Below are 20,175 nucleotides of genomic sequence, written 5' to 3'. Positions count from 1 at the left end.
CTAGCCCTTCCAAAAGTGGCGCGCCTTGAGGCGCGGCCAAGGTTCCCCATGAGGTGCGGCCTAGCTTGCGGCTAGGGTTTTCCCTAGGCGCCGATCACGCGCTGTTTCGGAACCGTTACAAACGAGCTTGCGTTGGTTGATCGGGCAGGGGCCCTCCGACGGAGCGTAAATATGAAGACCAAGTTCGCCTATCTCGCCGCCGCCGCGACCCTTTCGCTGGCCGGCGCCGCTTATGCGCAGAGCACCGCGCAGGACACCAACACCACGGCTCCGGCCGATCCGGCCGCCGCCGCGCAGCCGCCGTCCTCGACGACCAGCACGACCTCGACCACCACCACGACCACGCCTCCGGCTGACACCTCGGCCGCCGCCGGCGCCGACGCGGCCGGCACCCCGTCCTCGGCCACGGTCTCGACCGACGTGAAGGTCGGTTCCGAGATCAAGGATCCGTCCGGCGCGGTGGTCGGCACGGTCAGCGAGCTGGCGACGGGCGCCGACGGTTCGGCCAATGTCGTGGTCAGCAGCGGCGAGAAGAAGTTCGCCCTGCCCAAGGCCAGCCTGAGCGCCGGCGCCGACGGCAGCCTCAGCACCACGGCCACCAAGGCCCAGATCGACGCCGCTCTCGCCGGCGCCGCCGCCCCCAAGTAACGGGGCCGAAGTAACAGCGTCCCTTCTTCCGAACACGCACGAGGCCCGCCCGGCATTGCCGAGCGGGCCTCACGCTGCTAGCGATGCAGCGTAAACTTAGGCGGTCTCCGCCAGTCCGCTGATATGAGGTGCGTCGGATGGCTCCGGCCAGGAAATCCAAGGGGCGCGGTTCGAGCGCGCTGTTCTGGGATCTGTTGACCTTCGACCGACTGGTGACGGGGCCGGTCATCCACCTGATCTACTGGGCGGGCCTGGGCGTCGTGGCGCTGTTCGCCTTTTCCGTCGTCGGCGCCGCCGTTGGCCTGGCGCTGAAGGAACGCGGCGTCGCCTCGCTGCTGCTGGCCTTCCCGGTGCTGATCGCCGGCATGCTGGTCGCCGCCGGTATGGTGCTGCTGTGGCGCGCCTTCTGCGAATTCTACGTCGCCGTCTTCCGCATCAGCGAGGACCTGCGCGCCCTGCGCCAGGCCAACGACGCCGACCACGCGGTGGCTACCAGCGTGCGTGGTCCGGGCGGCTGAGGCGCTGTGGCGGCCCGCTCGAGGTTTCCGCCGCATACCTAAATTTGCTTCCCTCGCCCTCGTGGCGAGGGCCCATGCCGGCAACCGCTCAGACCTATGCCGTCCTGCGAAGATCTGAGCAGCTGAACCCTGGATCCTGGGCACAAGGCCCAGGAAGGCGATCGTGAAGGTGAAGCCTGCGGGCACCTAACCCCTCCTGAACGCCTCCACCAGCGCCGCCGCGCCGGCCTTCGCCCGCCCCGCGTCGTCGAACGGCGCGGGGGCGTCCGAGGCGTTTTCCTTCTTCAGCCATGAGTCGCCGTCGCGCAGGCCCCACAGGGTGAAGGCGAAGCGTTGACGGGCGGGCAGGGCCATGAAGGCCTCGGCGGCCTCGCCGTAGGTGCGGGCCTGCCGTTGCTCCAGCTCGGCGCGGGGCAGGAACTTGTTCTGGGCGCGCACCAGCGAGACGTCCAATTCCGAGAGGTGGATCGGCAGGCCCAGGCTCGCCAGGTCCTTCATCATGGTGGTGATCTCGCCGGGCCGGATGTCGGCGGCGACGTGCATCTGGGTCCCGATGCCGGTCAGCGGCGCGCCCGAGGCCAGCAGGCGCTCGGCCAGCTTCAGGAACGTCGCCCGCTTCCGGGGCATGTATTCGAGATTGTAGTCGTTCAGCAGCAGCGTCGCGCCGGGGTCGGCCTCGCGCGCCGTGCGGAAGGCCAGGGCGATGTGCTCGAAGTCGCCCAGGCGTTTCGACCACAGGCTGGTGCGCCAGCCGTCGCCGTCTTCCGCGACCGCCTCGTTGACCACGTCCCAGCCGACCACCTTGCCGCGATAGCGCCCGGCCACGGCCAGGATGTAGTTGCGATAGGCCTGCTCGAAGCTGACCCGGTTCTCGTCCAGCCGCTCGAAGGCCTCCGGCGCCTGGGCGTACCAGACCAGCACGTGACCCAGCAGGGCCATGCCGCTCTCGGCAGCGAAGGCGGCGATCTTGTCGGGGGCGTCGAAGCGGAATGAGCCGTCCGGCTGGACGATGTATTCCATCTTCATCTGCCACTCGGGCGTCAGCTGGCTGACCTGGCGGCGCAGGAGGCTGGCGAGGGCCGGATCATCGAGGTGCAGGGCCTGCACCGAGGAGCCGATCCGGAACGGCGCGACGCTCTTCAGCGGCGGCAGGTTGGCCGGAACCGGCTGGCCCTGCGCCGTCTGCCCGCAGGCGGCCAGCGCCAAGCTGGAGCCGAGCACGGCGCGGCGTGAGACGTCGGACATGGCGGCGGGCTCCCTGGCGATCGGCGCGAGGAAAGCACGGGGAGGTTTGGGAAGGGTGAAAACAAAATCCCTCTCCCCTTGCGGGAGAGGGTGGCCTCCCGGAGGGAGGTCGGGTGAGGGGTCTCTCAAAACTTCGCGGAGAGGCCTTTCGACCCCTCATCCGTCATCCTTCGGATGACACCTTCTCCCGCAAGGGGAGAAGGAAGCTATCGCCCGCCCATCGCCGCGCGGCGCAGGCCCAGCTCGTCCAGCGCGGCCATTTCCATCTTGCCGACCTTCTTGGCCAGGGCGGCCTTGGCGGCGTCGGCGACGTGCTCGTATTTCTTGAGGTTCTCGAAGGCCACCGACAGCGCGTCGCGGGCGCCGGTTTCCTCGATCTTGATCTGGTCGATTTCCAGCATCGCCTCGGCGCGGCGCACCTGCACGCCCTTGCGGTAGCCGATCATGTACCAGCCGGCCGACGCGTCGCCCTCGGCGCGCTTGATCTCGGCCTCGGCCTCGGCGTCCATCATCACCACCCGCATCTCGGCGGCTTCGCGGCGATCGACCACCTCGGAGAGGCGCTTCTGCAGCGTCTCGACCTCGTGGTTCGAGATGCGGATCAGGGAGGCGGCCCACTTGGTCATGTCGGGTTACTCGGTACGAAGCGTCTAAGCGGCGCTTTGGAGAATCTGGCCGAGGAAGTTGAACGAATCGTCAAGACTCGTAGCTTCGTCGGGGTTCTGGCTGAGAAAAGCCTCGACCGCCGGATTGAGCTGGATGGCGCGGTCGACCGTGGGGTCGGCGCCAGCGCGGTAGGCCCCGATCTTGATCAGCTCTTCCATGTTGGAATAGGCCGACAGCACCTGGCGGGCGGATTTGACGATGTCGCGCTCGTGCGGCAGCTGGCAGCCCGGCATGGTCCGGCTGATCGATTTGAGCACGTTGATGGCCGGGAAGCGGCCGCGCTCGGCGATCGAGCGCTCCATGACGATGTGGCCGTCGAGAATACCGCGCGCGGCGTCGGCGATCGGCTCGTTGTGGTCGTCGCCGTCCACCAGCACGGTGAACAGGGCGGTGATCGGCGCGGCCGTCGTGCCGTCGGCGCGGATCGGCCCCGGGCCCGCCCGCTCGAGCAGCTTGGGCAGTTCGGTGAAGACGGTGGGCGTATAGCCCTTGGTGGTCGGCGGCTCGCCGGCGGCCAGGCCGATCTCGCGCTGGGCCATGGCGAAGCGGGTCACCGAGTCCATCAGGCAGAGGACCTCTTGATCCTGGTCGCGCAGGAACTCGGCGATGGCCAGGGTCATGTAGGCGGCCTGGCGGCGGGTCAGGGCCGGCTCGTCCGAGGTGGCGACCACGACGATGGCGCGGCGCAGGCCTTCCTCGCCGAGGGTCTCCTCGATGAACTCGCGCACCTCGCGGCCCCGTTCGCCGATCAGGCCGACGACGACGGCGTCGCAGGTGGCTTCTTTCGCCAGCATCGACAGCAGCACCGACTTGCCGACGCCCGAACCGGCGAAGATGCCCAGGCGCTGGCCGCGGCAGGTGGTGGTGAAGACGTTCATCGAGCGCACGCCCAGGTCCAGGCGCTCGCCCACCCGGCCGCGGGCGTGGGCCGGCGGCGGCGGGGTCTTCAGCGGATAGGGAACCTCGCCTTGCGGCAGGGGGCCGAGACCGTCGATCGGCTCGCCGAAGGCGTTGATGATGCGGCCCAGCCAGGCCTTGGTCGGGCGCACCACGGCGCCTTCCGGCATGATCTTGATCTCGGCGCCGGGGGCCACGCCCTCGACGGGGCCGAAGGGCATCAGAAGGGCGCGGGTTTCGCGGAAGCCGACGACCTCGGCCGGCAGGGTCGGCAGGTTCAGGCGCTCGATCTCGACGCGCGCGCCGACGGCCAGACGGGTCAGCCCGCCCCGCGCCTCGATCAGCAGACCGTTCACGGCGGCGACCCGCCCGAAGATGGTCAGGGGATCAAGACGTTCGACGGCGGCGATGAGACTGCGCAAGACGGCTCCTGGAAGCGACCCGCGCAGACTCGGCCATCATGGTTAATCGGGCATGAAATTCAGCGTTCTCCGACGCCCAGTTGGGTGGCGAAGAATGTCGCAACCCGGGCGTTGAAATCGGCGTGGAAAGCGGCCCGATCGAAGCCCGGAGCGCTTGTGCACAAGGGGCTGGGCAGGCGTTGGGCCGCCTGCGGACCGCAGGGGACCAGGAAGTCGAAATGTCGCGCCCCTGCGACGACGCGGTAGTCGTGGGCGCGGGGCAGGGCGCGGTGCACGGCCTGCGCATAGTCCGGATCGGGCAGGATCTCGTCGTCGCCGGCCTTCCACAGCTGAACCGGCTGGGTGACGCCCTTCAGGCCCTGGTGGCCGAAGGTGAAGCCCAGCGCCGGGGCGGCCGAGACCACGGCGCGGATGCGGGCGTCGTGGGTCCAGGTCGGCGACAGCGTGCTGGCCGGCAGCGGCTTTCCGGCGCTCAGGCGGCAGTCGTAGTTGGTCGGATGCTTAAGGCAGTGCCCGGGGAAGGTCGCCGCCAGGCGCGGCTCGCCGCCGGCCGCCGCCAGCACCGTGAAGCCGCCCGACGAGAAGCCGAAGGCCCCGACCTTGCTCGCGTCGAGCCTCGCGTGCATCGGCGAGGCGTCCAGCATGTAGCCGATCAGGACGGACAGCTGGCGCGGGCGCTCGGTCATCTCCAGGGCGCGGCTCTGGTCGCGATAGTTGTCGCCGGTGTGGGTCAGGGCGGCGACGACGAAGCCCTTCCTGACCAGGGCGGCGGCGGTGTCGTAGTGGCCGCCGAACCAGCCGCCGTTACCGTGCGACATGACCACCAGCGGCAGGCGCTCGCCGGCCACCGGGGCGCCCTTGGCGACGGGCAGGCTCTCCATGCCGCCGATCGGGCCGGTCTCGGCCGCGTCGGTCGGATACCAGATGCCGACCTCGATCGGCGCACCGGCCGGGTCGGGCGCTTCGACACGCATGAAGCCGACGTGAGGCCCAGTGGGAGGTTCTGCGGCGTGAGCCGCGCCGGCGATGGCCAGGGCGGCGAGCAGGGGGATCAGGCGAAGGGGCGACATGGAAGGCTCCGGTTGACGATGACCCTCCGATGCGGCCGGAACCCTTGTGCCGTCACGCCTCATGCGTGAACGGGCGAACGGGTTCGCGAAGCGGCGAACGGCGCTATAGATCGGGCATGACCGGCCCGCGCCCCCTGCTCGGAACCGCCCGCGAATGGGCGATCGACCTTTCCGTCGCCACGGCGATGGGGGCGTTCCTGGGCATGGTCGGGCCCTTCGGCAGCTACTTCAACGGCCCGTTCCTCGTGCGCGCGATCTATTGGATCGGCTGTTTCTGGGCCGGGACCCTAATCTTCGGCCTGCTGATCCGGCTGGCGGCCGCGGCGGCCCTGCGGGCGAAGGTCCCGGCGCCGATCCTGGTGGGCGCGGCGATCCTGGTCGGCAGCGCCCTGCAGGCGGCGGTGGTCGCCCCGGCGGCGACCGGGCTGTGGCCGTTCCTGAACAAGCTGTCGCCGCTGGACTGGTACGGCCAGTGCCTGGCCTTCTCCGGGCCGCTCGCCGTGGGCTTCACCCTTCTGCGGGCCAGGCTGGCCGCCCAGCGCGCCGCGCCGCTGGTCGTCGACGGACCGACCGCGCCGCCGCCGCCCGCGCCCATCCCCGCCGCCAGCGTCCTCTATCTGAAGATGGAGGATCACTATGTCCGCGTGCGCACCGAGACCGGCTCGCGACTCGAGGCCGGACCCATGGCGCGGGTGCTGGCGAATCTCTCCGGACTCGACGGCCTGCAGGTGCATCGCTCGTGGTGGGTGGCCCGGCGGGCGGTGGTCGGGGTCGAGCGCGACGGCCGCAACCTTCGTTTGAGGCTGGCCGACGGCGAGGCCGCGCCCATCGCGCGGGCCTCGGTGGCCCGTCTGCGCGCCGCCGGCTGGCTGGCCGAGGAAGACGCCGCCGCGACCGGGTGACGCGGATATCTCCTGGCCACGCTTGATTGCGCACGCGAGGGGCGAAAAAACATCCCCGGAATTCTCGCGACAGAACGCCGCAATCTCGCCGCAAGTAAGAACGTGGGCTTGCACGTTATTAACGCGACCGTAGTGCGCGAGCCCCTGTTAACCCTTGGGTTTGCTGCGATTTTAAGGGCTTGCGGCAGCGCTTGAAATGGGGCTGCGACCAATGTGCGCAACGGATTTCCGACCGCTTGCACCCGATTCGCAAATCATATTAACCATTTCGCCAGACGACGCGTTCACCATTAACCAGTCTTAAATTAACTGTCCGCCAGACTGGGGGACGGGTTTCATCGGCGGCTTGCCCGCCACTGTCGAATTAAGCGCCGCCGATTGGCGGGGAGGGTTCCATGCGGGTACTGCTGATTGAGGACGACAGCGCCACCGCGCAGACGATCGAGCTGATGCTGAAGTCGGAAGGCTTCAACGTCTACACGACCGACCTGGGCGAAGAAGGCGTCGATCTGGGCAAGATCTACGACTACGACCTGATCCTGCTCGACCTGAACCTGCCGGACATGAGCGGCATCGACGTGCTGCGCACCCTGCGCGTGGCCAAGGTCAACACGCCGATCATGATCCTGTCGGGCACGGCCGAGATCGACACGAAGGTGAAGACCTTCGCCGGCGGCGCCGACGACTACATGACCAAGCCCTTCCACAAGGACGAGATGATCGCCCGCATCCACGCGGTGGTCCGTCGTTCGAAGGGTCACGCCCAGTCGGTCATCAAGACGGGCGACATCATCGTCAACCTGGACGCCAAGACGGTGGAAGTGAACGGCAACCGCGTTCACCTGACCGGCAAGGAATACCAGATGCTGGAGCTGCTCTCCCTGCGCAAGGGCACGACCCTGACCAAGGAGATGTTCCTGAACCACCTGTACGGCGGCATGGACGAGCCGGAACTGAAGATCATCGACGTCTTCATCTGCAAGCTGCGCAAGAAGCTGGCGGCCTCCGCTCAAGGCAAGCACCACATCGAAACCGTCTGGGGCCGCGGCTACGTGCTGCGCGACCCGAACGAGCAGATCAACGCCGCCTAAATTTCGCCCGCGCGAAACCCAAGATTCGACAGAAGGCGCCCGCTGCTTGCAGCGGGCGTTTTTCTTTGCGTTTCAAGGGATTAACCATGTCCGTGACAAAACGTCCGAACCACCGGATAGTCCTTGCCCGGAAGCGCGCGGGCCGTCATGTTCCGGCGCGACGATTGCTGGGGGGCTTCCCGGCCGTGTCGTTTTCGTACAAACGCGGCATCTGTACCGAACGGGGGACCGATGCAGGAATTTGATCCGCGACGCCCGACCATGCGTCTCGCGCCGCGGCTTTTCACCGCCGTCGCCGGCCTGGCCGCCCTGGCCCTGGGCTGGAAGCTGACGGCGGGGGACCAGCCCTCGACCGTGGTCGCCGCCCATGCGCCGCTCGACGCGGCCGCCATGGTGGCGTTGCAGCATGTCGCCTTCGCCCAGGCCGAGGCCCAGCCCGGCTTCGACCGTCCCGAGACCGTTCCCGTCAAGGTCAAGCCCGGCGAGACCCTGCAGGGCGCCGTCGAGCGCGCCGGCGTCGGCGCCGACGAGGCCCAACAGGTGGTCAGCACGCTGCAAAGCGCCATGGACACCGTCAACATCAAGGCCGGCATGGCCTTCGAGGCGGCCATCGCCCGCCGTCGCGACAACGATCGCGGCCCGGCCCGCCTGGTCGGCCTGTCGATGCGCACCAGCCCGTCCTCGACCGTCACCGTCTCGCGCACCTTCGACGGCGCCCTGAAGCTGCGCGAGATCGAGGAAGAGGTCCGCGACGAGACCAAGGTCTCGTGCGGGGCCATGAACGGCTCGTTCTACGAGAGCGTGGCGGCCGTCGGCGGCAGCCCGGCCGTGGTCAGCCAGGCCGCCAAGCTGTTCTCGCACAAGATCGACTTCTCGCGCGACATCAAGGACGGCGACCCGTTCTGCCTGGTGTTCGACCGCAAGGTCACCGAGAGCGGCCGCACCATCGAGGCCGGCGACCTGGAATACGCCGAGGTCAAGGGCCAGCGCTTCTACGCCTTCGAGCGCGGCGGCAAGACCCAGTTCTTCGACGAGACCGGCAAGAACATCAAAGGCTTCCTGCTGCGCACCCCGGTCGACGGGGCCCGCATCACCTCGACCTTCGGCATGCGCCGCCACCCGGTGCTGGGCTACAACCGCGGCCACAAGGGCATCGACTTCGGCGCCGGCACCGGCACGCCGATCCTGGCGGCCGGCGACGGCGTGGTGCTGGAGGCCCGTCGCTGGTCGGGCTACGGCAACTGGCTGCGCATCCGCCACTCGGGCCAGTGGGACACCGGCTACGGCCACATCTCGCGCTACGCCAAGGGCATCCGTCCGGGCGTCCACGTGCAGCAGGGCCAGGTGGTGGCCTATGTCGGCTCGACGGGCCTGGCGACCGGTCCGCACCTTCACTACGAAGTCTGGCTGAACGGCCAGCGCATCAACCCGATCGGCGCCAAAGTGCCCCAGGGCACGGTGCTGTCGGGCAGCGAGCTGGCGGCCTTCAAGGCCAAGCGCGCCCGCCTCGACACCCTGCTGGCCCAGGCCGGCCGCGCCGACGGCAATTACGCCCAGGCCGTGGTCCCGACCTCAGGCAAGGACAACGGCCGCCTGGCCCTGGCCGAACTGAAGGCCGGCGGCGACGGCCGGCTGCGCTGACAGAAGCCCTCTCTCTGTGAGAGAGGGAGGGGCCCACGCCAAAGGCGTGGGAGGGTGAGAGGTAACAAACTCACCGAATTGAGCGCGGTCTTTGGCCCGTGCTTCGCAGCGACGTCGAACGCCTTTTCTCAAAGTCTGGGGACTATCCGGCCAAGGGTGAAACCTCTCACCCTCCCACCGCTGCGCGGCGGGCCCCTCCCTCTCTCTATGAGAGAGGGATCGTGTGAAGCCGCGCCGCTCCGCCCATCAGCGGGTCGCTGACCGAGTCCTTGCCCGTCTCCACCCGGCCCGCCGCGCGGCGGCGCCAGGATGGGGCGTCGGCGCAGGTCGCGGCGAGGTCGTACCAGCCCCGGTCTATCGGCCATCTCACCGTCTTCGTCGCGCCCGGCGCCAGGCCTACGCGCCAGGGCTTGCCGGGCAGGCCATCGGCGGCCTCGACCAGCACCGTGCGGGGACGATCCCCGGTGTTGCTCGCCGTCACGCTCACCGAGCGTCCGTCGGCCGCTTCCCGGGTCCGCAGCTCCAGCCCGTCGGCCGGATCGCCCGCGAAGCCGCGATGGAAGCCGTTCGGACCCAGCAGCCACAGGTCGTAGGGACCCGCCGGCCAGGCGTCCTCCAGCCGTCCGCCGGCGCCCAGGGTGTAGCGGCGCGAGGGCTGGTCCAGTCGCAGGCGGTCATAAACGTGCAGCACCGCGCCGGCCGCGCCGGGATTGGTCAGCACCAGGCCGGCGGCGCCGTCGCGGATCGCGATCTCGACCTCCAGCCGGTAGGGCAGGGCGCGGGAGGGCCGCAAGCCCGTCTCCTGAATCGGCGTCGAGGGCGTCGCCGGCGTCGGCGGGATGGTCGTCTGCTTCAGGGTGGCGGCCAGCCGGGCCGTCCGCGCCGTCTCCGGCAGCGGCGCCTGCGGTCGCGTGTTGGGGGTCTTGAAGTCGAAGCACGAGGTCAGGTCGCCGCACACCGCCCGCCGCCAGGGCGAGATGTTGGGCTCGGCCACGCCGAACCGCGCCTCCAGGAAGCGGATCACCGAGCCGTGGTCGAAGACCTGGCTGTTGACGAAGCCGCCCCGGCTCCACGGCGAGATCACGTACATCGGCACGCGCGGCCCCAGGCCGTAGGGCCGGCCCATCAGGTGGTCGCGCTCGGCCTTGGCCTCGGTCGGGTTGCGCACCAGGTGGTATTCCCCGGCCGTGTCGATGGTCGAGCCGCCCAGCACGGCGCCGTCGGCGGTCTTCGACGGCGGGGCTGGCGGCGGGACGTGGTCGAAGAAGCCGTCGTTCTCGTCGAACATCACCAGCAGCACGGTCCGCGCCCAGACCTTGGGATCGGCGGTCAGGGCCTCGATCACCCGGGCGGTGTAGTCGGCGCCCTGGGCCGGGCTGGACGGTCCCGGATGCTCGGAATCGGCGGCCGGAGCGATGATCCACGACACCGACGGCAAGCGGCCGCCGACCACGTCGTCGCGCAGCCCGTCCAGATGCCAGGTGGTCAGGGCCAGGTCTTTCAGCCGCGCGTCCGACCCCGGCGCCCCGGCGCGGGCGTCGCGATAGGCCTTGAACCCGGCCAGCGGGTTGTCGGTGAAGTTGTCGGCCATGTCCTGGTAGATGCGCCAGCTGACCCCCGCCTCGAGCAGGCGTTCGGGATAGGTGGTCCAGCGATAGGGATCGGCCGCCCCGCCCTTGTCGGCGAAGTCGTCGTGCGAGTTGGAGATCGACGGCCCACCGGCGCGGCCCAGGCCGTCGTTGGTTCCGGTCCACAGGAACAGGCGGTTGGTGTTGGTGCCGGTCTGGGTCGAGCAGTGATAGGCGTCGCAGAGGGTGAAAGCGTCGGCCAGGGCGTGCTGGAACGGGATGTCGGCGCGTTCGTAGAAGCCCATCGAGTGCGGATGCTTGGCGACCGGCCAGCGGTCCATGCGGCCCTCGTCCCAGGCGTCCTGGGCGTCGGCCCAGCTGTGCGGCGTGCCCTCCACCCGCATGTGGGCGAAGGTCTGGGTGGTGTTCAGCGCGAAGGGGGCGATGACGTCCGGGCCGCCGTCCTGGCCGTAGGCCTGCTGGAAGACCGAGCCGTCCTTGCGCCCCCTGGCGTCGCGCACCGGCACGGGAAAGCGGTCGCCGAAACCGCGAACCCCGCCCATCGTCCCGAAGTAGTGATCGAAGCTGCGGTTCTCCTGCATCAGGATCACCACGTGCCGTACGTCCTGGATCGTGCCCTTGCGGACCTCGGCGTCGATCGCGGCCGCCTTGGCCAAGGTCGAGGCGAGGGCCGAGGGCAGGGCGGCGACGCCGGCCGCGCCCAGCAGCAGGCCGCGACGATCGATGACGGACAAGGGCGGCCCTCCTGATGGAAGCGTCGCGATAGCACGCGCCGCTTGGCGGTCTCGTGACAGTCGGGCGGGCGGTTGAAGCGGCGCGGCGAGAAGCCTAGAAGCTGGGCGCAGTTCGTGATCGCCGCCCCGCTTGCCGTGGGGCGGCGATGCTTTTTTCGACAAGGCCCGTTCCGTGACGTCCCCCCGTACCGACCTCGACCGCACCAGCCTTTATCGGGACAAGCGCTTCGTCATCGGCATGGCGGTGCTGTGCTGCCTGCTGTGGGGCAGCGCCTTTCCGGCGGTGAAGGCCGGCTACGCCCTGCTGCACGTGGCCAAGACCGACACGGCGACCCAGATGCTGTTCGCCGGCTGGCGGTTCGTGGCGGCCGGATCGATCCTGCTGGTGCTGGCCGCCCTGTCGCGGAAATCCCTGGTTCCGCCGCGCGACCAGATCGCCAAGGTCGCCATGCTGGGCGTCGGCCAGACTACCCTGCAGTACGTGTTCTTCTACATCGGCCTGGCCCATGCGACCGGCGTGAAGTCGTCGATCATGAACTCCACCGGCGCCTTCTTTGGCGTGATCCTGGCCCACTTCCTGTTCCGCAACGACCGCCTGACCCCGCGCAAGGCGCTGGGCTGCCTGCTGGGCTTCATGGGCGTGCTGGCGGTGAACCTCGGCGGAAAGGGCTTCGACTTCGAGTTCACCCTGCTGGGCGAGGGCTTCGTGGTCATCGCCGCCTTCGTGCTGGCGGCCGCCTCGATCTGGGGCAAGTCGATCTCGCAGAAGATGGACGCCATGGTCATGACCGGCTGGCAGCTGGCGATCGGCGGCGCGGTGCTGCTGGCCATCGGTTTCGTGTTCGGCGGCCGGCTGGAAGGCTTCGACATCCGCTCCCTGGCCCTGCTGGCCTACATGGCCGGCCTGTCGGCGGCCGCCTTCGCCCTGTGGAGCCTGCTGCTCAAGCACAACCCGGTGGGCATGCTGGCGGTGTTCAACTTCCTGATCCCGGTGTTCGGGGTGCTGCTGTCGGCCCTGTTCCTGCACGAGCCGGTGCTGGCCTGGAAGAACGCCGCCGCCCTGGCCCTGGTGTGTGGCGGGATCTGGCTGGTGACGCGCAAGGGGCGGCGGAAGACGGCCTGAAGACCCCTCTCTCTTTGAGAGAGGGAGGGGCCCGCCGCGAAGCGGTGGGAGGGTGAGAGGTTTCACCGCTGGCCGGGAAACCTCGAAACCCCTATGCCCTAACGCCTCAAGCTGGCCCTGCGGACTGAGAGTCCCGATCGTCGCGCCTAAATCGGACAGGGTGAAACCTCTCACCCTCCCATGGCTGCGCCATGGGCCCCTCTCTCTCTCTCAGAGAGGGATAACTTTAGTCGAACACGATCACCGATCGCGCCAGCTCGCCGCGCTTCAGCTCCTCGAAGGCGTCGTTGACGTCTTCCAGCCTGATGCGGCGGGCGATCAGCTCGTCCAGCTTCAGCTTGCCGTTCATGTAGAAGTCGACGAAGCGCGGCATGTCGACCGGGAAGCGGTTGGAGCCCATGTAGCTGCCCTGGATCTTCTTCTCGCCGAGGAAGTCGGGGCCGTGAAGCTCGATCATGGTGCCGACCGGGATCATGCCGATGATGTTGGCCGTGCCGCCCCGGCGCAGCATCTTGAACGACTGCTCGGCGGTGACCTTCAGGCCGATGGCCTCGAAGCTGTGGTGCACGCCGCCGCTGGTCAGCTCCTGTACCTGCTTGACCACGTCGCCGTCGTTGGCGTCGATCACGTCCGTGGCCCCAAAAGTGCGGGCCAGGGCCAGCTTCGAGGGCTGGCGGTCGATGGCGATGATGCGGCCGGCGCCGGCGATGGCCGCGCCGTTGATCGTCGCCAGGCCCACCCCGCCGCAGCCGATCACGGCCACGGTCTCGCCCGGCTGGACCTTGGACGTATGGATCACGGCGCCGATGCCGGTGGTCACCGAGCAGCCGATCAGGGCGGCGCGGTCGAACGGCATGTCCTTGCGGATGGCGACGCACGCATGCTCGTGCACCAGCATCAGTTCGGCGAAGGACGACAGGTTCAGGAACTGGGCCATCGGCCCGCGGCCCCCGTTCAGGTCTTCCTTGAACAGGCGCGGCTCGCCGCCCTTGGGCCGCTTGGTCTCCGAGCTGGTGCACAGGCTCATGTGGCCGGTGAGGCAGACCTCGCAGTGGCCGCAATAGACCGACAGGCAGGTGATGACGTGGTCGCCGACCTTGACCGTGCGCACCTCGTCGCCGATCGCCTCGACGATCCCGGCGCTCTCGTGGCCCAGCACGGCGGGCAGGGGATGGGGGTAGGAGCCTTCGACGAAGTGCAGGTCGGAGTGGCAGACGCCCGCGGCCTTGGTGCGGATCAGGACCTCGCGCGGGCCCGGCTTGCCGATGGCCACGTCCTCGATGACGAGGGGCTTGCCCACCTCGCGCAGCACCGCCGCCTTCATCCGCTCGTCTCCCGTCTTATGGTTGCGGAGACCCTAGCCCCGGCGGAGGGGCGAGCGGAAGAGGCTATCGAAACATTTGTTTGAAGTTGGTTCTGGAATCCTTCTCCCCTTGCGGGAGAAGGTGTCGACGAAGTCGACGGATGAGGGGTCTCTCAAATCTTGCCGCCTCGCCCAGACGATCCGCTGTCGCGGCGTCGAAGGTCGTGCGACCCCTCACCCGACCTCCCTGCGGGAGGCCACCCTCTCCCGCAGGGGAGAGGGATCAGGAAGAGGCCCTACGCCGCCAGGTCGATCGGGCGCTCGGGCAGGATGGCGTCGACGGTCAGCAGCACCACCATGGTGGTGTCGGTGGTGATCACGGCCGAGACCAGGGCCGAGGCCTCGTCGCCGACCGACGGCGGCGGGCTGATCTGGCTGGCTTCGACGATGAAGCTGTCGCACACCGCGTCGACCAGCAGGCCGGCGACGTCGCGGCCGTTCTCGACGACGATGATCACCTGGCGCGGTCCGTCCTGGGCCGGACCCTTGCCGAGGCGGGCCGACAGGTCGATGACCGGCATCACCTGGCCGCGCAGGTTGATGACGCCGCGCACGTGTGGCGGGGCGTCGGGCAGCGGGGTGGGGGGCGTGACGCCGCGGATCTCGCGAACCGTGCCGACCGGCACGCAGTAGGTCTGGGCGCCCACTTCGAACGACAGAACCTGCAGGGCTTCGCCGGGGGTGTAGGCCGTGTTGTTGTTCGACATCGCTTCGTCCGCCTTCGTCGCGTCGACGGCCTTCTGGCCGCGTTCGGAAGCCATGATCGCGCGGAAAGGTGAACAAAAAAGGCGTTCCGGCGCCGCTGGCCGCGTGGCGGGCCTGCGACGAAATGGCCCACCTCGGCGCCATCCCGTCAGGCGGTCGCTCCCTGACAGCCGCGTTCAGGTGAGGTTCAGGCGCGGGGGATCAGGCTTGGGACAAGCTTTTTCGAAGGAGGCCGACATGGCTTTCAAGCCGCTCAAGACCGTCGGAGGCGTGGCAGCCGGCCTCGCCGCCCTGACCATGATCGCCGCCAGCACCCAGGCCTCGGCCGACGACTGGCGCCGTCACCGCAACCACGGCCGCGACAGCGGCGACGTGGCCGCCGCCGCCGTGATCGGCGGCATCGTGGGCCTGGCGATCGGCTCGTCGATCAACAACGACCGCCCGCGCTATCGCCGCCCGGCCTACGGCTATGGCTACGATTATCCGCCGCCCCCGCCGCCGCGCTATTACGGCTACGGCTATGACGACGGTCCGCGCTATCGCCGAGACGACTGCTGGACCACCCGCGAATACGACCGTCGCAGCGGTTCGGTCTACGAACGCACCGTCTGCCGTTAAGGCCAGATGCGCAGCCCCGGCGCCGTCCCTCGGCGCCGGGGCTTGCCATTGAGAACAAAAAATGAACATTGTGGCCGTCCCCGCTGTCCAGGAGGCCTCCGCCATGTCCGCCGCCGTCACCATTCCCGACCGCCAGGAAGTGGCCTTGAGCGTGCTGCTCGGCGCCTGGCGCACCCTGCGCGCCGCCGGCTTCGAGGAGGCCGAGGTCCAGGCCCTGTTCGACCAGATCGCCGACCGTCCCCAGGACGTCGCCCGCCGCCTGCGCGCGATGGTCAACGGGCTGGGCTAGGTTTCTCGCGCGGCGCGCATCCGGCCCGCGATCGCCTTCGTAACTACGCGCATGGCGACGGTCCGCCCTTCCGGGCCGTCCAGCCGCGCGCCCGCCGGATCCGTCCCCCGCCAGGAGGCGGGCGAGCCGGGGTTCCTTCCGCCTCTTCCCCCCCGTTGGAGGCGGAAGGGCCTTGGGGGGGGGAGCCTACGGCGGGCTTGACCGTTCAGCCCCCATGGACGCCGTCTCCCTGCAATACATCCTGCCCGTTCTGGGCGCCCTGGCGGCTGGCGGCGCGGTGGGGTTCGAGCGCGAGTACCGCTCGCGCCCGGCGGGCCTGCGCACCCACATGCTGGTCTGCCTGGCCTCGGCCCTCCTGATGCTGGCGGCCGTGCATCAGCTGAAATGGATGGGCGATACGCCCCTGGAGACGGTGCGCATCGATCCCGTCCGCATGGCCCACGGCGTGCTGACCGGCGTCGGCTTTCTCTGCGGCGGGGTGATCTTCCAGCAGGGGGTGTCGGTGCACGGCCTGACCACGGCGGCCTCGCTGTGGATCACCGCGGCGCTGGGCATGCTGTTCGGCATGGCGCTCTACGACTTGGCCATCGCCGGGACCGTGCTCAGCGTCGTGGTGCTCAGCGCCGCCCGCTGGCTCGACCGCCGCATGCCGCAGAAGAACTACGCCGAGATCGCCGTGCGCTTCCGCCGCGACGCCCTGGTCGATGAGGGCGAGCTGCGCGGCCTGCTGGCCGGCTACGAGCTGGAAGGGGGCCGCATCAACCAGCGTCTGATCGAGGGCGGGACGCTGTTCGAACTGTCCGGCCCGTTCTCCGGCAAGGGCGCGTTGAGGCTCGGCGAGCTGGCCCGCCACCTGGAGGGCGACGAACGCGTCGTCGAATTCGACATCCTGCCCAGAAAGGACTGAACCGCGCTCGCCGACGACTTCCCGCGTCACGTGCATGCGCTATGATCCCGGCATGGCGCTTCGTCTGCACATCGACACCGACTGCGGCGTGGACGACGCCCTGGCCCTGGCGCTGCTGGCGCGGGCCCGCGACGCCGTCGAGGTGGGCAGCGTCTCGGCCGTGTTCGGCAACACCTATGTCGACCAGGCCGCCGCCAATGCGCGCGGGGTGTTGCGTCTCGCCGGCTGTCCGGCCGAGGTCTATATCGGCGCCGGCGCGGGCCTGGCCCGGCGGCGGGTCGAGCGGATGCGGCCGGCCCACGGCCCCGACGGCCTGAACGGCGCGGGCTTCTCCCAGCGCTGGAAGCTGCCCGAACTTGATCGCGGCCATGGGGTCAGCCTGTTGGCCTTCCTGGCGCGCCGGCGGGTGAAGGGCCTGTTCCTGGGGCCGCTGACCAACCTGGCCCTGGGCCTGCTGGACGATCCGGCCGCCTTCCGGAACTGGTCGCCGACCATCATGGCCGGAGCTTTCTCCGTGCAGGGCAAGGCCGCCGGCGGCGCCGACTTCAACAGCTGGAGCGATCCCGAGGCCCTGGCCCGGATCCTGGAGGCCGGCGTCAAGCCGCGCCTCGTGCCGCTGGACGTCACCAGCCTGGTGACCATAACCGCCGCCGACCTCGACAGCGGCGCGCGCTGCTGCGGCAGTCCGCTGTCGGCGCGCTTGACCCGCGCGGCCGGCCCCTACATCGCCTTCCACCAGAAGGCCTGGGGCGCGGAAGGCTGCCACCCCCACGACGCCGTCGCCGCCGCCAGCCTGGTTTCCCCCGAAGCCTTCGCCTTCGAGCCTGCCCGCCTGCGCGTGATCCTCGACGGCGACCGCCAAGGCCGCATCGAGCGCGTCGACGGCGAGCCCAACGCCGAGGTCTGCGTGTCGGTGGACGCGCCTGCCGTGCGGGCGCTGATCCTCAAGGCCCTGTTCGGCTGGGTGGAGATGGCGGGGGCCTAGCGGGCGCTCGCGATCAGGGCCTTGTCCAGCGGCCGCGCCGGCTCGCTCTTCAACACCACCGAGGTCGTCACCGGCCCGAAGCGGCCGATGGAGTCGACGATCACCGCCAGGTCGCCCGGCGCGGCGACCAGCGCCTTCAGCACGAAGCAGTCGTCGCCGGTGACGCGGTGGACCTCGACGATCTGCGGCAGGCGGGCGAACTGGTCGAGACAGGCGCGGATGTGCTCGTGCGTGGTCTTCAGGCGGATGAAGGCGCTCATCACCAGGCCCAGGGCCTGCGGGTCAATGCGCGCGCCATAGCCGGTGATGACGGCGCGCTCCTCCAGTCGCCGCACCCGCTCCGACATGGCTGGCTGCGACAGCCCGATCCGGCGGCCGAGGTCGGACAGCGAGGCGCGGCCGTCGGCCTGCAGGGCCTCGAGAATGGCCAGGTCCTTGGCGTCCAACGCTGCGCTCATCGGAAAATCGTTCCTCGGCCTTGAAGTCATCGGCAGGATCGCGCCTTTGCCGATGACTTGCCATGCCCTTTCGCGCGTCCATGCGCCAGTCTGCGCCGATCGCCCTTGGAGACCGCCGGATGCGCCTGATCGGAATGCTGGATTCGCCCTATGTGCGGCGGGTGGCCGTGTCTCTGGAGCTGCTGGGCCTGCCCTATGAACACGAGCCCGTGTCGGTGTTCCGCGACTACGACGCCTTCGCGGCCGTCAATCCGGTGGTCAAGGCGCCGACCCTGGTCACCGACGAGGGCGTGGCGCTGATGGACTCGACCCTGATCCTGCAGCACCTGGAGCGCCTGGCGCCGGCCAGGCGCAGCCTGGAGCCCGCCGCCCAGACCGACCAGATCCGCTCGCTGCGCATCGTCGGCCTGGCCCTGGCCGCCTGCGAGAAGACCGTCCAGCTGGTCTACGAGTTCAACTTGCGTCCGGCGGAGAAACAGCACGCCCCGTGGATCAACCGCGTGCGCGGCCAACTGGCTCATGCCTGGCGCTTGGTGGAGGCCGAGATAGCTCCGGAGGGCTGGTGCTTCGGCGAGCGGCCGATGCAGGCCGACGTCACCGCCGCCGTGGCTTGGAGTTTCGCGCGCGACATCCTGTCGGAGACCGCCGACCCGGACGCCTGCCCAAGGCTGGCCGCGCTGTCGGCGCGGGCGGAAGAAACCGAGGCCTTCAGGGCCGCGCCGATGCACTAGGGGGCAAGCCCTCCCCCGTAAAATCCCCGCGAAAGCGGGGACCCAGGTGTTTTATCGTCGAGCGCTGCGGGTTGTAGAGAAAGCCTGGGCCCCCGCTTTCGCGGGGGTTTTACGGATGGAAGAACGAGATCACTTCCCGCCCGCGTAGTCCTTGACCAGCGCGTAGAGGAAGTCCCGGCCGTCATAGAGCGACTTCACGCGCATGCGCTCGTTCAGGCCGTGCACGCCGTCGCCGTCCGAATTGCCGAACAGGCCGCTGACGCCGTAGGTCGGGATGCCGGCGGCGTTGGTGTGCACGCCGTCGGTGGCGCCGGTCAGCAGGATCGGCACGATCGGCACGCCGGGCCACAGCTTGGCGGCTTCCTTCTGGATCGGACCCATGATGGCTGGGGTCAGGGCCGGCGGCGGCGAGGCGGGCTTGGCCTCGTGGGCCAGGGTGACGGCGACGGCCGGATCGGCGGCCAGTTCGGTCAGCTTGGCCTTGACCTCGTCGACTGGCGTGCCGGGCAGGATGCGGCAGTTGACGTTGGCCGTGGCGCGCTGGGGCAGGGCGTTGGGCGCGTGGCCGGCGCTGACCATGGTGGCGACGCAGGTGGTGCGCAGCATCGAGTTCCAGCCGGCGTCCCTGGTGATCACCTTCAGCGCCTCGGGATCGGCGACATCGGCCACCAGGGCCTTCATCGCCGCGGCCTGCTCGGCCGGCACGCGCCCCTGCATCTGGGTGAAGTAGCCGCGCGTGGCGTCGTTGAAGCGGGTCGGGAACTGATAGGCGCCGATGCGGTCCAGCGCCGCCGACAGCTGGTAGATGGCGTTGGCCGGCACAGGCCGGCTGGAGTGGCCGCCGGGGTTGGTCACGGTCAGGGTGAAGTCCTGATAGACCTTCTCGCCGGCCTGCACCTCGAGCACCACGGCCTTGCCGGTCTCGTCCAGCATGCCGTCGGCGCCCTCGTTCAGCGCGAACTCGGCGTCGACGAGGGGGCGGTGGTTCTTCACCAGGTCCTCGATGCCGTTATAGCCCTCGCTCTCCTCGCCGCAGGTCAGGGCCATCTTGATGTCGCGCTTGGGCTTGAAGCCGCTCTGCTTCAGGCGGACCAGGGTGTCGGCCCAGATGGCGGCCTGAGCCTTGTCGTCCGACGTGCCGCGTCCGTAGAAGTAGCCGTTCTCCTCGACCAGGGTGAACGGGTCACGCGTCCAGTCCTCGCGCTTGGCCTCGACCACGTCGATGTGGGCCAGCAGCAGGATCGGCTTGGACTTCGCATCGCTCCCGCGCAGCACGGCGACCAGGCTGCCTTCGCGCGGATGCTTGGGCTCGACCACCACCTGCACGTCCGCGTCGGCGTAGCCGGCCGCCTTCAGGCGCGCGCCCATGGCCTCGGCGGCGGCGGTGCAGCTGCCCTTGGAAAGCGTGGTGTCGATCTCGACCAGCTCCTTGTAGAGCGCCCGGAAGGCGCTCTGGTCGGGGCGGGGCGTGACCTGCGGACCAGGCGTCGGCTGGGCGTTGGCCAGGACGGGCAGGGCGGCGAGGGCCGCGGTGGTGGCGAAAAGGGCCTTCAGGCGCATGGTCCGACCTTCA

Annotated in this window: 20 protein-coding genes; 11 read left to right on the top strand and 9 right to left on the bottom strand. The window is 69.4% G+C overall.

The features are described from left to right. Nucleotides 1-171 precede the first annotated feature (171 nt). Nucleotides 172-648, top strand: coding sequence for a hypothetical protein (locus tag AC07NS_RS23475; protein ID WP_494607195.1), 477 nt, complete (start codon nt 172-174; stop codon nt 646-648). Nucleotides 649-785: 137 nt separating this feature from the next. Further along, entirely contained in the window at nt 786-1,166 is a 381-nt protein-coding gene (locus tag AC07NS_RS23470; protein WP_494607193.1) for a DUF4282 domain-containing protein, read from the top strand. A gap of 186 nt (nt 1,167-1,352) precedes the next feature. Here AC07NS_RS23470 and AC07NS_RS23465 read toward each other — a convergent pair whose 3' ends face one another. From AC07NS_RS23465 to AC07NS_RS23450, 4 genes are all read right to left on the bottom strand, one after another. After that, nucleotides 1,353-2,411 carry an endo-1,4-beta-xylanase gene (locus AC07NS_RS23465; protein ID WP_494607191.1) on the bottom strand — a complete coding sequence of 353 codons (1,059 nt, stop codon included), beginning with the start codon at nt 2,409-2,411 and terminating at the stop codon, nt 1,353-1,355. 206 nt (nt 2,412-2,617) lie between these two features. Then, a complete protein-coding gene (locus tag AC07NS_RS23460) occupies nt 2,618-3,037 on the bottom strand; it encodes a flagellar export protein FliJ (protein ID WP_487289046.1) in 420 nt (139 codons plus the stop codon). Nucleotides 3,038-3,061: 24 nt separating this feature from the next. After that, a complete protein-coding gene (fliI, locus tag AC07NS_RS23455) occupies nt 3,062-4,396 on the bottom strand; it encodes a flagellar protein export ATPase FliI (RefSeq protein WP_110118481.1) in 1,335 nt (444 codons plus the stop codon). 59 nt (nt 4,397-4,455) lie between these two features. Then, the gene (locus tag AC07NS_RS23450; protein ID WP_494607189.1) at nt 4,456-5,466 is read right to left on the bottom strand and encodes an alpha/beta hydrolase family protein; all 1,011 of its coding nucleotides are present in this window, start codon (nt 5,464-5,466) and stop codon (nt 4,456-4,458) included. A gap of 116 nt (nt 5,467-5,582) precedes the next feature. Between AC07NS_RS23450 and AC07NS_RS23445 the strand changes: the two genes are divergently transcribed. The 3 genes from AC07NS_RS23445 to AC07NS_RS23435 all read left to right on the top strand — a co-directional run bounded on the left by AC07NS_RS23445 (nt 5,583) and on the right by AC07NS_RS23435 (nt 9,100). Beyond that, a complete protein-coding gene (locus AC07NS_RS23445; protein ID WP_494607187.1) occupies nt 5,583-6,368 on the top strand; it encodes a LytTR family DNA-binding domain-containing protein in 786 nt (261 codons plus the stop codon). Nucleotides 6,369-6,763: 395 nt separating this feature from the next. Continuing rightward, nucleotides 6,764-7,459, top strand: coding sequence for a response regulator transcription factor CtrA (gene ctrA / locus AC07NS_RS23440; RefSeq protein WP_110118475.1), 696 nt, complete (start codon nt 6,764-6,766; stop codon nt 7,457-7,459). 231 nt (nt 7,460-7,690) lie between these two features. After that, nucleotides 7,691-9,100, top strand: a complete 1,410-nt coding sequence (locus tag AC07NS_RS23435) for a M23 family metallopeptidase (protein ID WP_492856546.1) — start codon at nt 7,691-7,693, stop codon at nt 9,098-9,100. 205 nt (nt 9,101-9,305) lie between these two features. Here the strand turns inward: AC07NS_RS23435 and AC07NS_RS23430 are convergent, their stop codons facing one another. Further along, a complete protein-coding gene (locus AC07NS_RS23430) occupies nt 9,306-11,423 on the bottom strand; it encodes a phosphocholine-specific phospholipase C (RefSeq protein ID WP_494607184.1) in 2,118 nt (705 codons plus the stop codon). A gap of 238 nt (nt 11,424-11,661) precedes the next feature. Here AC07NS_RS23430 and AC07NS_RS23425 point away from each other — a divergent pair, with 238 nt between their 5' ends. Continuing rightward, nucleotides 11,662-12,546 (top strand): DMT family transporter, encoded by an 885-nt coding sequence (locus AC07NS_RS23425; RefSeq protein WP_494607419.1) that lies wholly within the window; start codon nt 11,662-11,664, stop codon nt 12,544-12,546. A gap of 226 nt (nt 12,547-12,772) precedes the next feature. Here the strand turns inward: AC07NS_RS23425 and AC07NS_RS23420 are convergent, their stop codons facing one another. Further along, on the bottom strand, nt 12,773-13,870 hold the full coding sequence (locus tag AC07NS_RS23420; protein ID WP_494607182.1) for a Zn-dependent alcohol dehydrogenase: 1,098 nt from the start codon (nt 13,868-13,870) through the stop codon (nt 12,773-12,775). Nucleotides 13,871-14,145: 275 nt separating this feature from the next. After that, a complete protein-coding gene (locus AC07NS_RS23415) occupies nt 14,146-14,616 on the bottom strand; it encodes a chemotaxis protein CheW (RefSeq protein WP_494607417.1) in 471 nt (156 codons plus the stop codon). 235 nt (nt 14,617-14,851) lie between these two features. Between AC07NS_RS23415 and AC07NS_RS23410 the strand changes: the two genes are divergently transcribed. From AC07NS_RS23410 to AC07NS_RS23395, 4 genes are all read left to right on the top strand, one after another. Next, nucleotides 14,852-15,232 carry a hypothetical protein gene (locus tag AC07NS_RS23410; protein WP_487289054.1) on the top strand — a complete coding sequence of 127 codons (381 nt, stop codon included), beginning with the start codon at nt 14,852-14,854 and terminating at the stop codon, nt 15,230-15,232. A gap of 103 nt (nt 15,233-15,335) precedes the next feature. Beyond that, on the top strand, nt 15,336-15,521 hold the full coding sequence (locus AC07NS_RS23405; protein WP_146218110.1) for a hypothetical protein: 186 nt from the start codon (nt 15,336-15,338) through the stop codon (nt 15,519-15,521). A 214-nt stretch (nt 15,522-15,735) separates the two neighbouring features. Further along, entirely contained in the window at nt 15,736-16,428 is a 693-nt protein-coding gene (locus AC07NS_RS23400; protein WP_494607180.1) for an MgtC/SapB family protein, read from the top strand. A 52-nt stretch (nt 16,429-16,480) separates the two neighbouring features. Further along, a complete protein-coding gene (locus tag AC07NS_RS23395; protein ID WP_494607178.1) occupies nt 16,481-17,413 on the top strand; it encodes a nucleoside hydrolase in 933 nt (310 codons plus the stop codon). Here the strand turns inward: AC07NS_RS23395 and AC07NS_RS23390 are convergent. After that, nucleotides 17,410-17,871 carry an Lrp/AsnC family transcriptional regulator gene (locus tag AC07NS_RS23390; RefSeq protein ID WP_494607176.1) on the bottom strand — a complete coding sequence of 154 codons (462 nt, stop codon included), beginning with the start codon at nt 17,869-17,871 and terminating at the stop codon, nt 17,410-17,412. The genes AC07NS_RS23395 and AC07NS_RS23390 overlap by 4 nt on opposite strands. A gap of 119 nt (nt 17,872-17,990) precedes the next feature. Here AC07NS_RS23390 and AC07NS_RS23385 point away from each other — a divergent pair, with 119 nt between their 5' ends. Further along, entirely contained in the window at nt 17,991-18,602 is a 612-nt protein-coding gene (locus AC07NS_RS23385; protein WP_494607174.1) for a glutathione S-transferase family protein, read from the top strand. Between the two features lie 129 nt (nt 18,603-18,731). Here AC07NS_RS23385 and AC07NS_RS23380 read toward each other — a convergent pair whose 3' ends face one another. Then, entirely contained in the window at nt 18,732-20,162 is a 1,431-nt protein-coding gene (locus tag AC07NS_RS23380) for a M20/M25/M40 family metallo-hydrolase (protein ID WP_494607172.1), read from the bottom strand. Between the last annotated feature and the right edge of the window lie 13 nt (nt 20,163-20,175).

This window comes from Caulobacter sp. GW821-FHT10A10 (genome assembly GCF_059415745.1).
The sequence above is the reverse complement of the archived record's forward strand: the minus strand, read 5'-3'. Positions and strand labels throughout refer to the sequence as shown.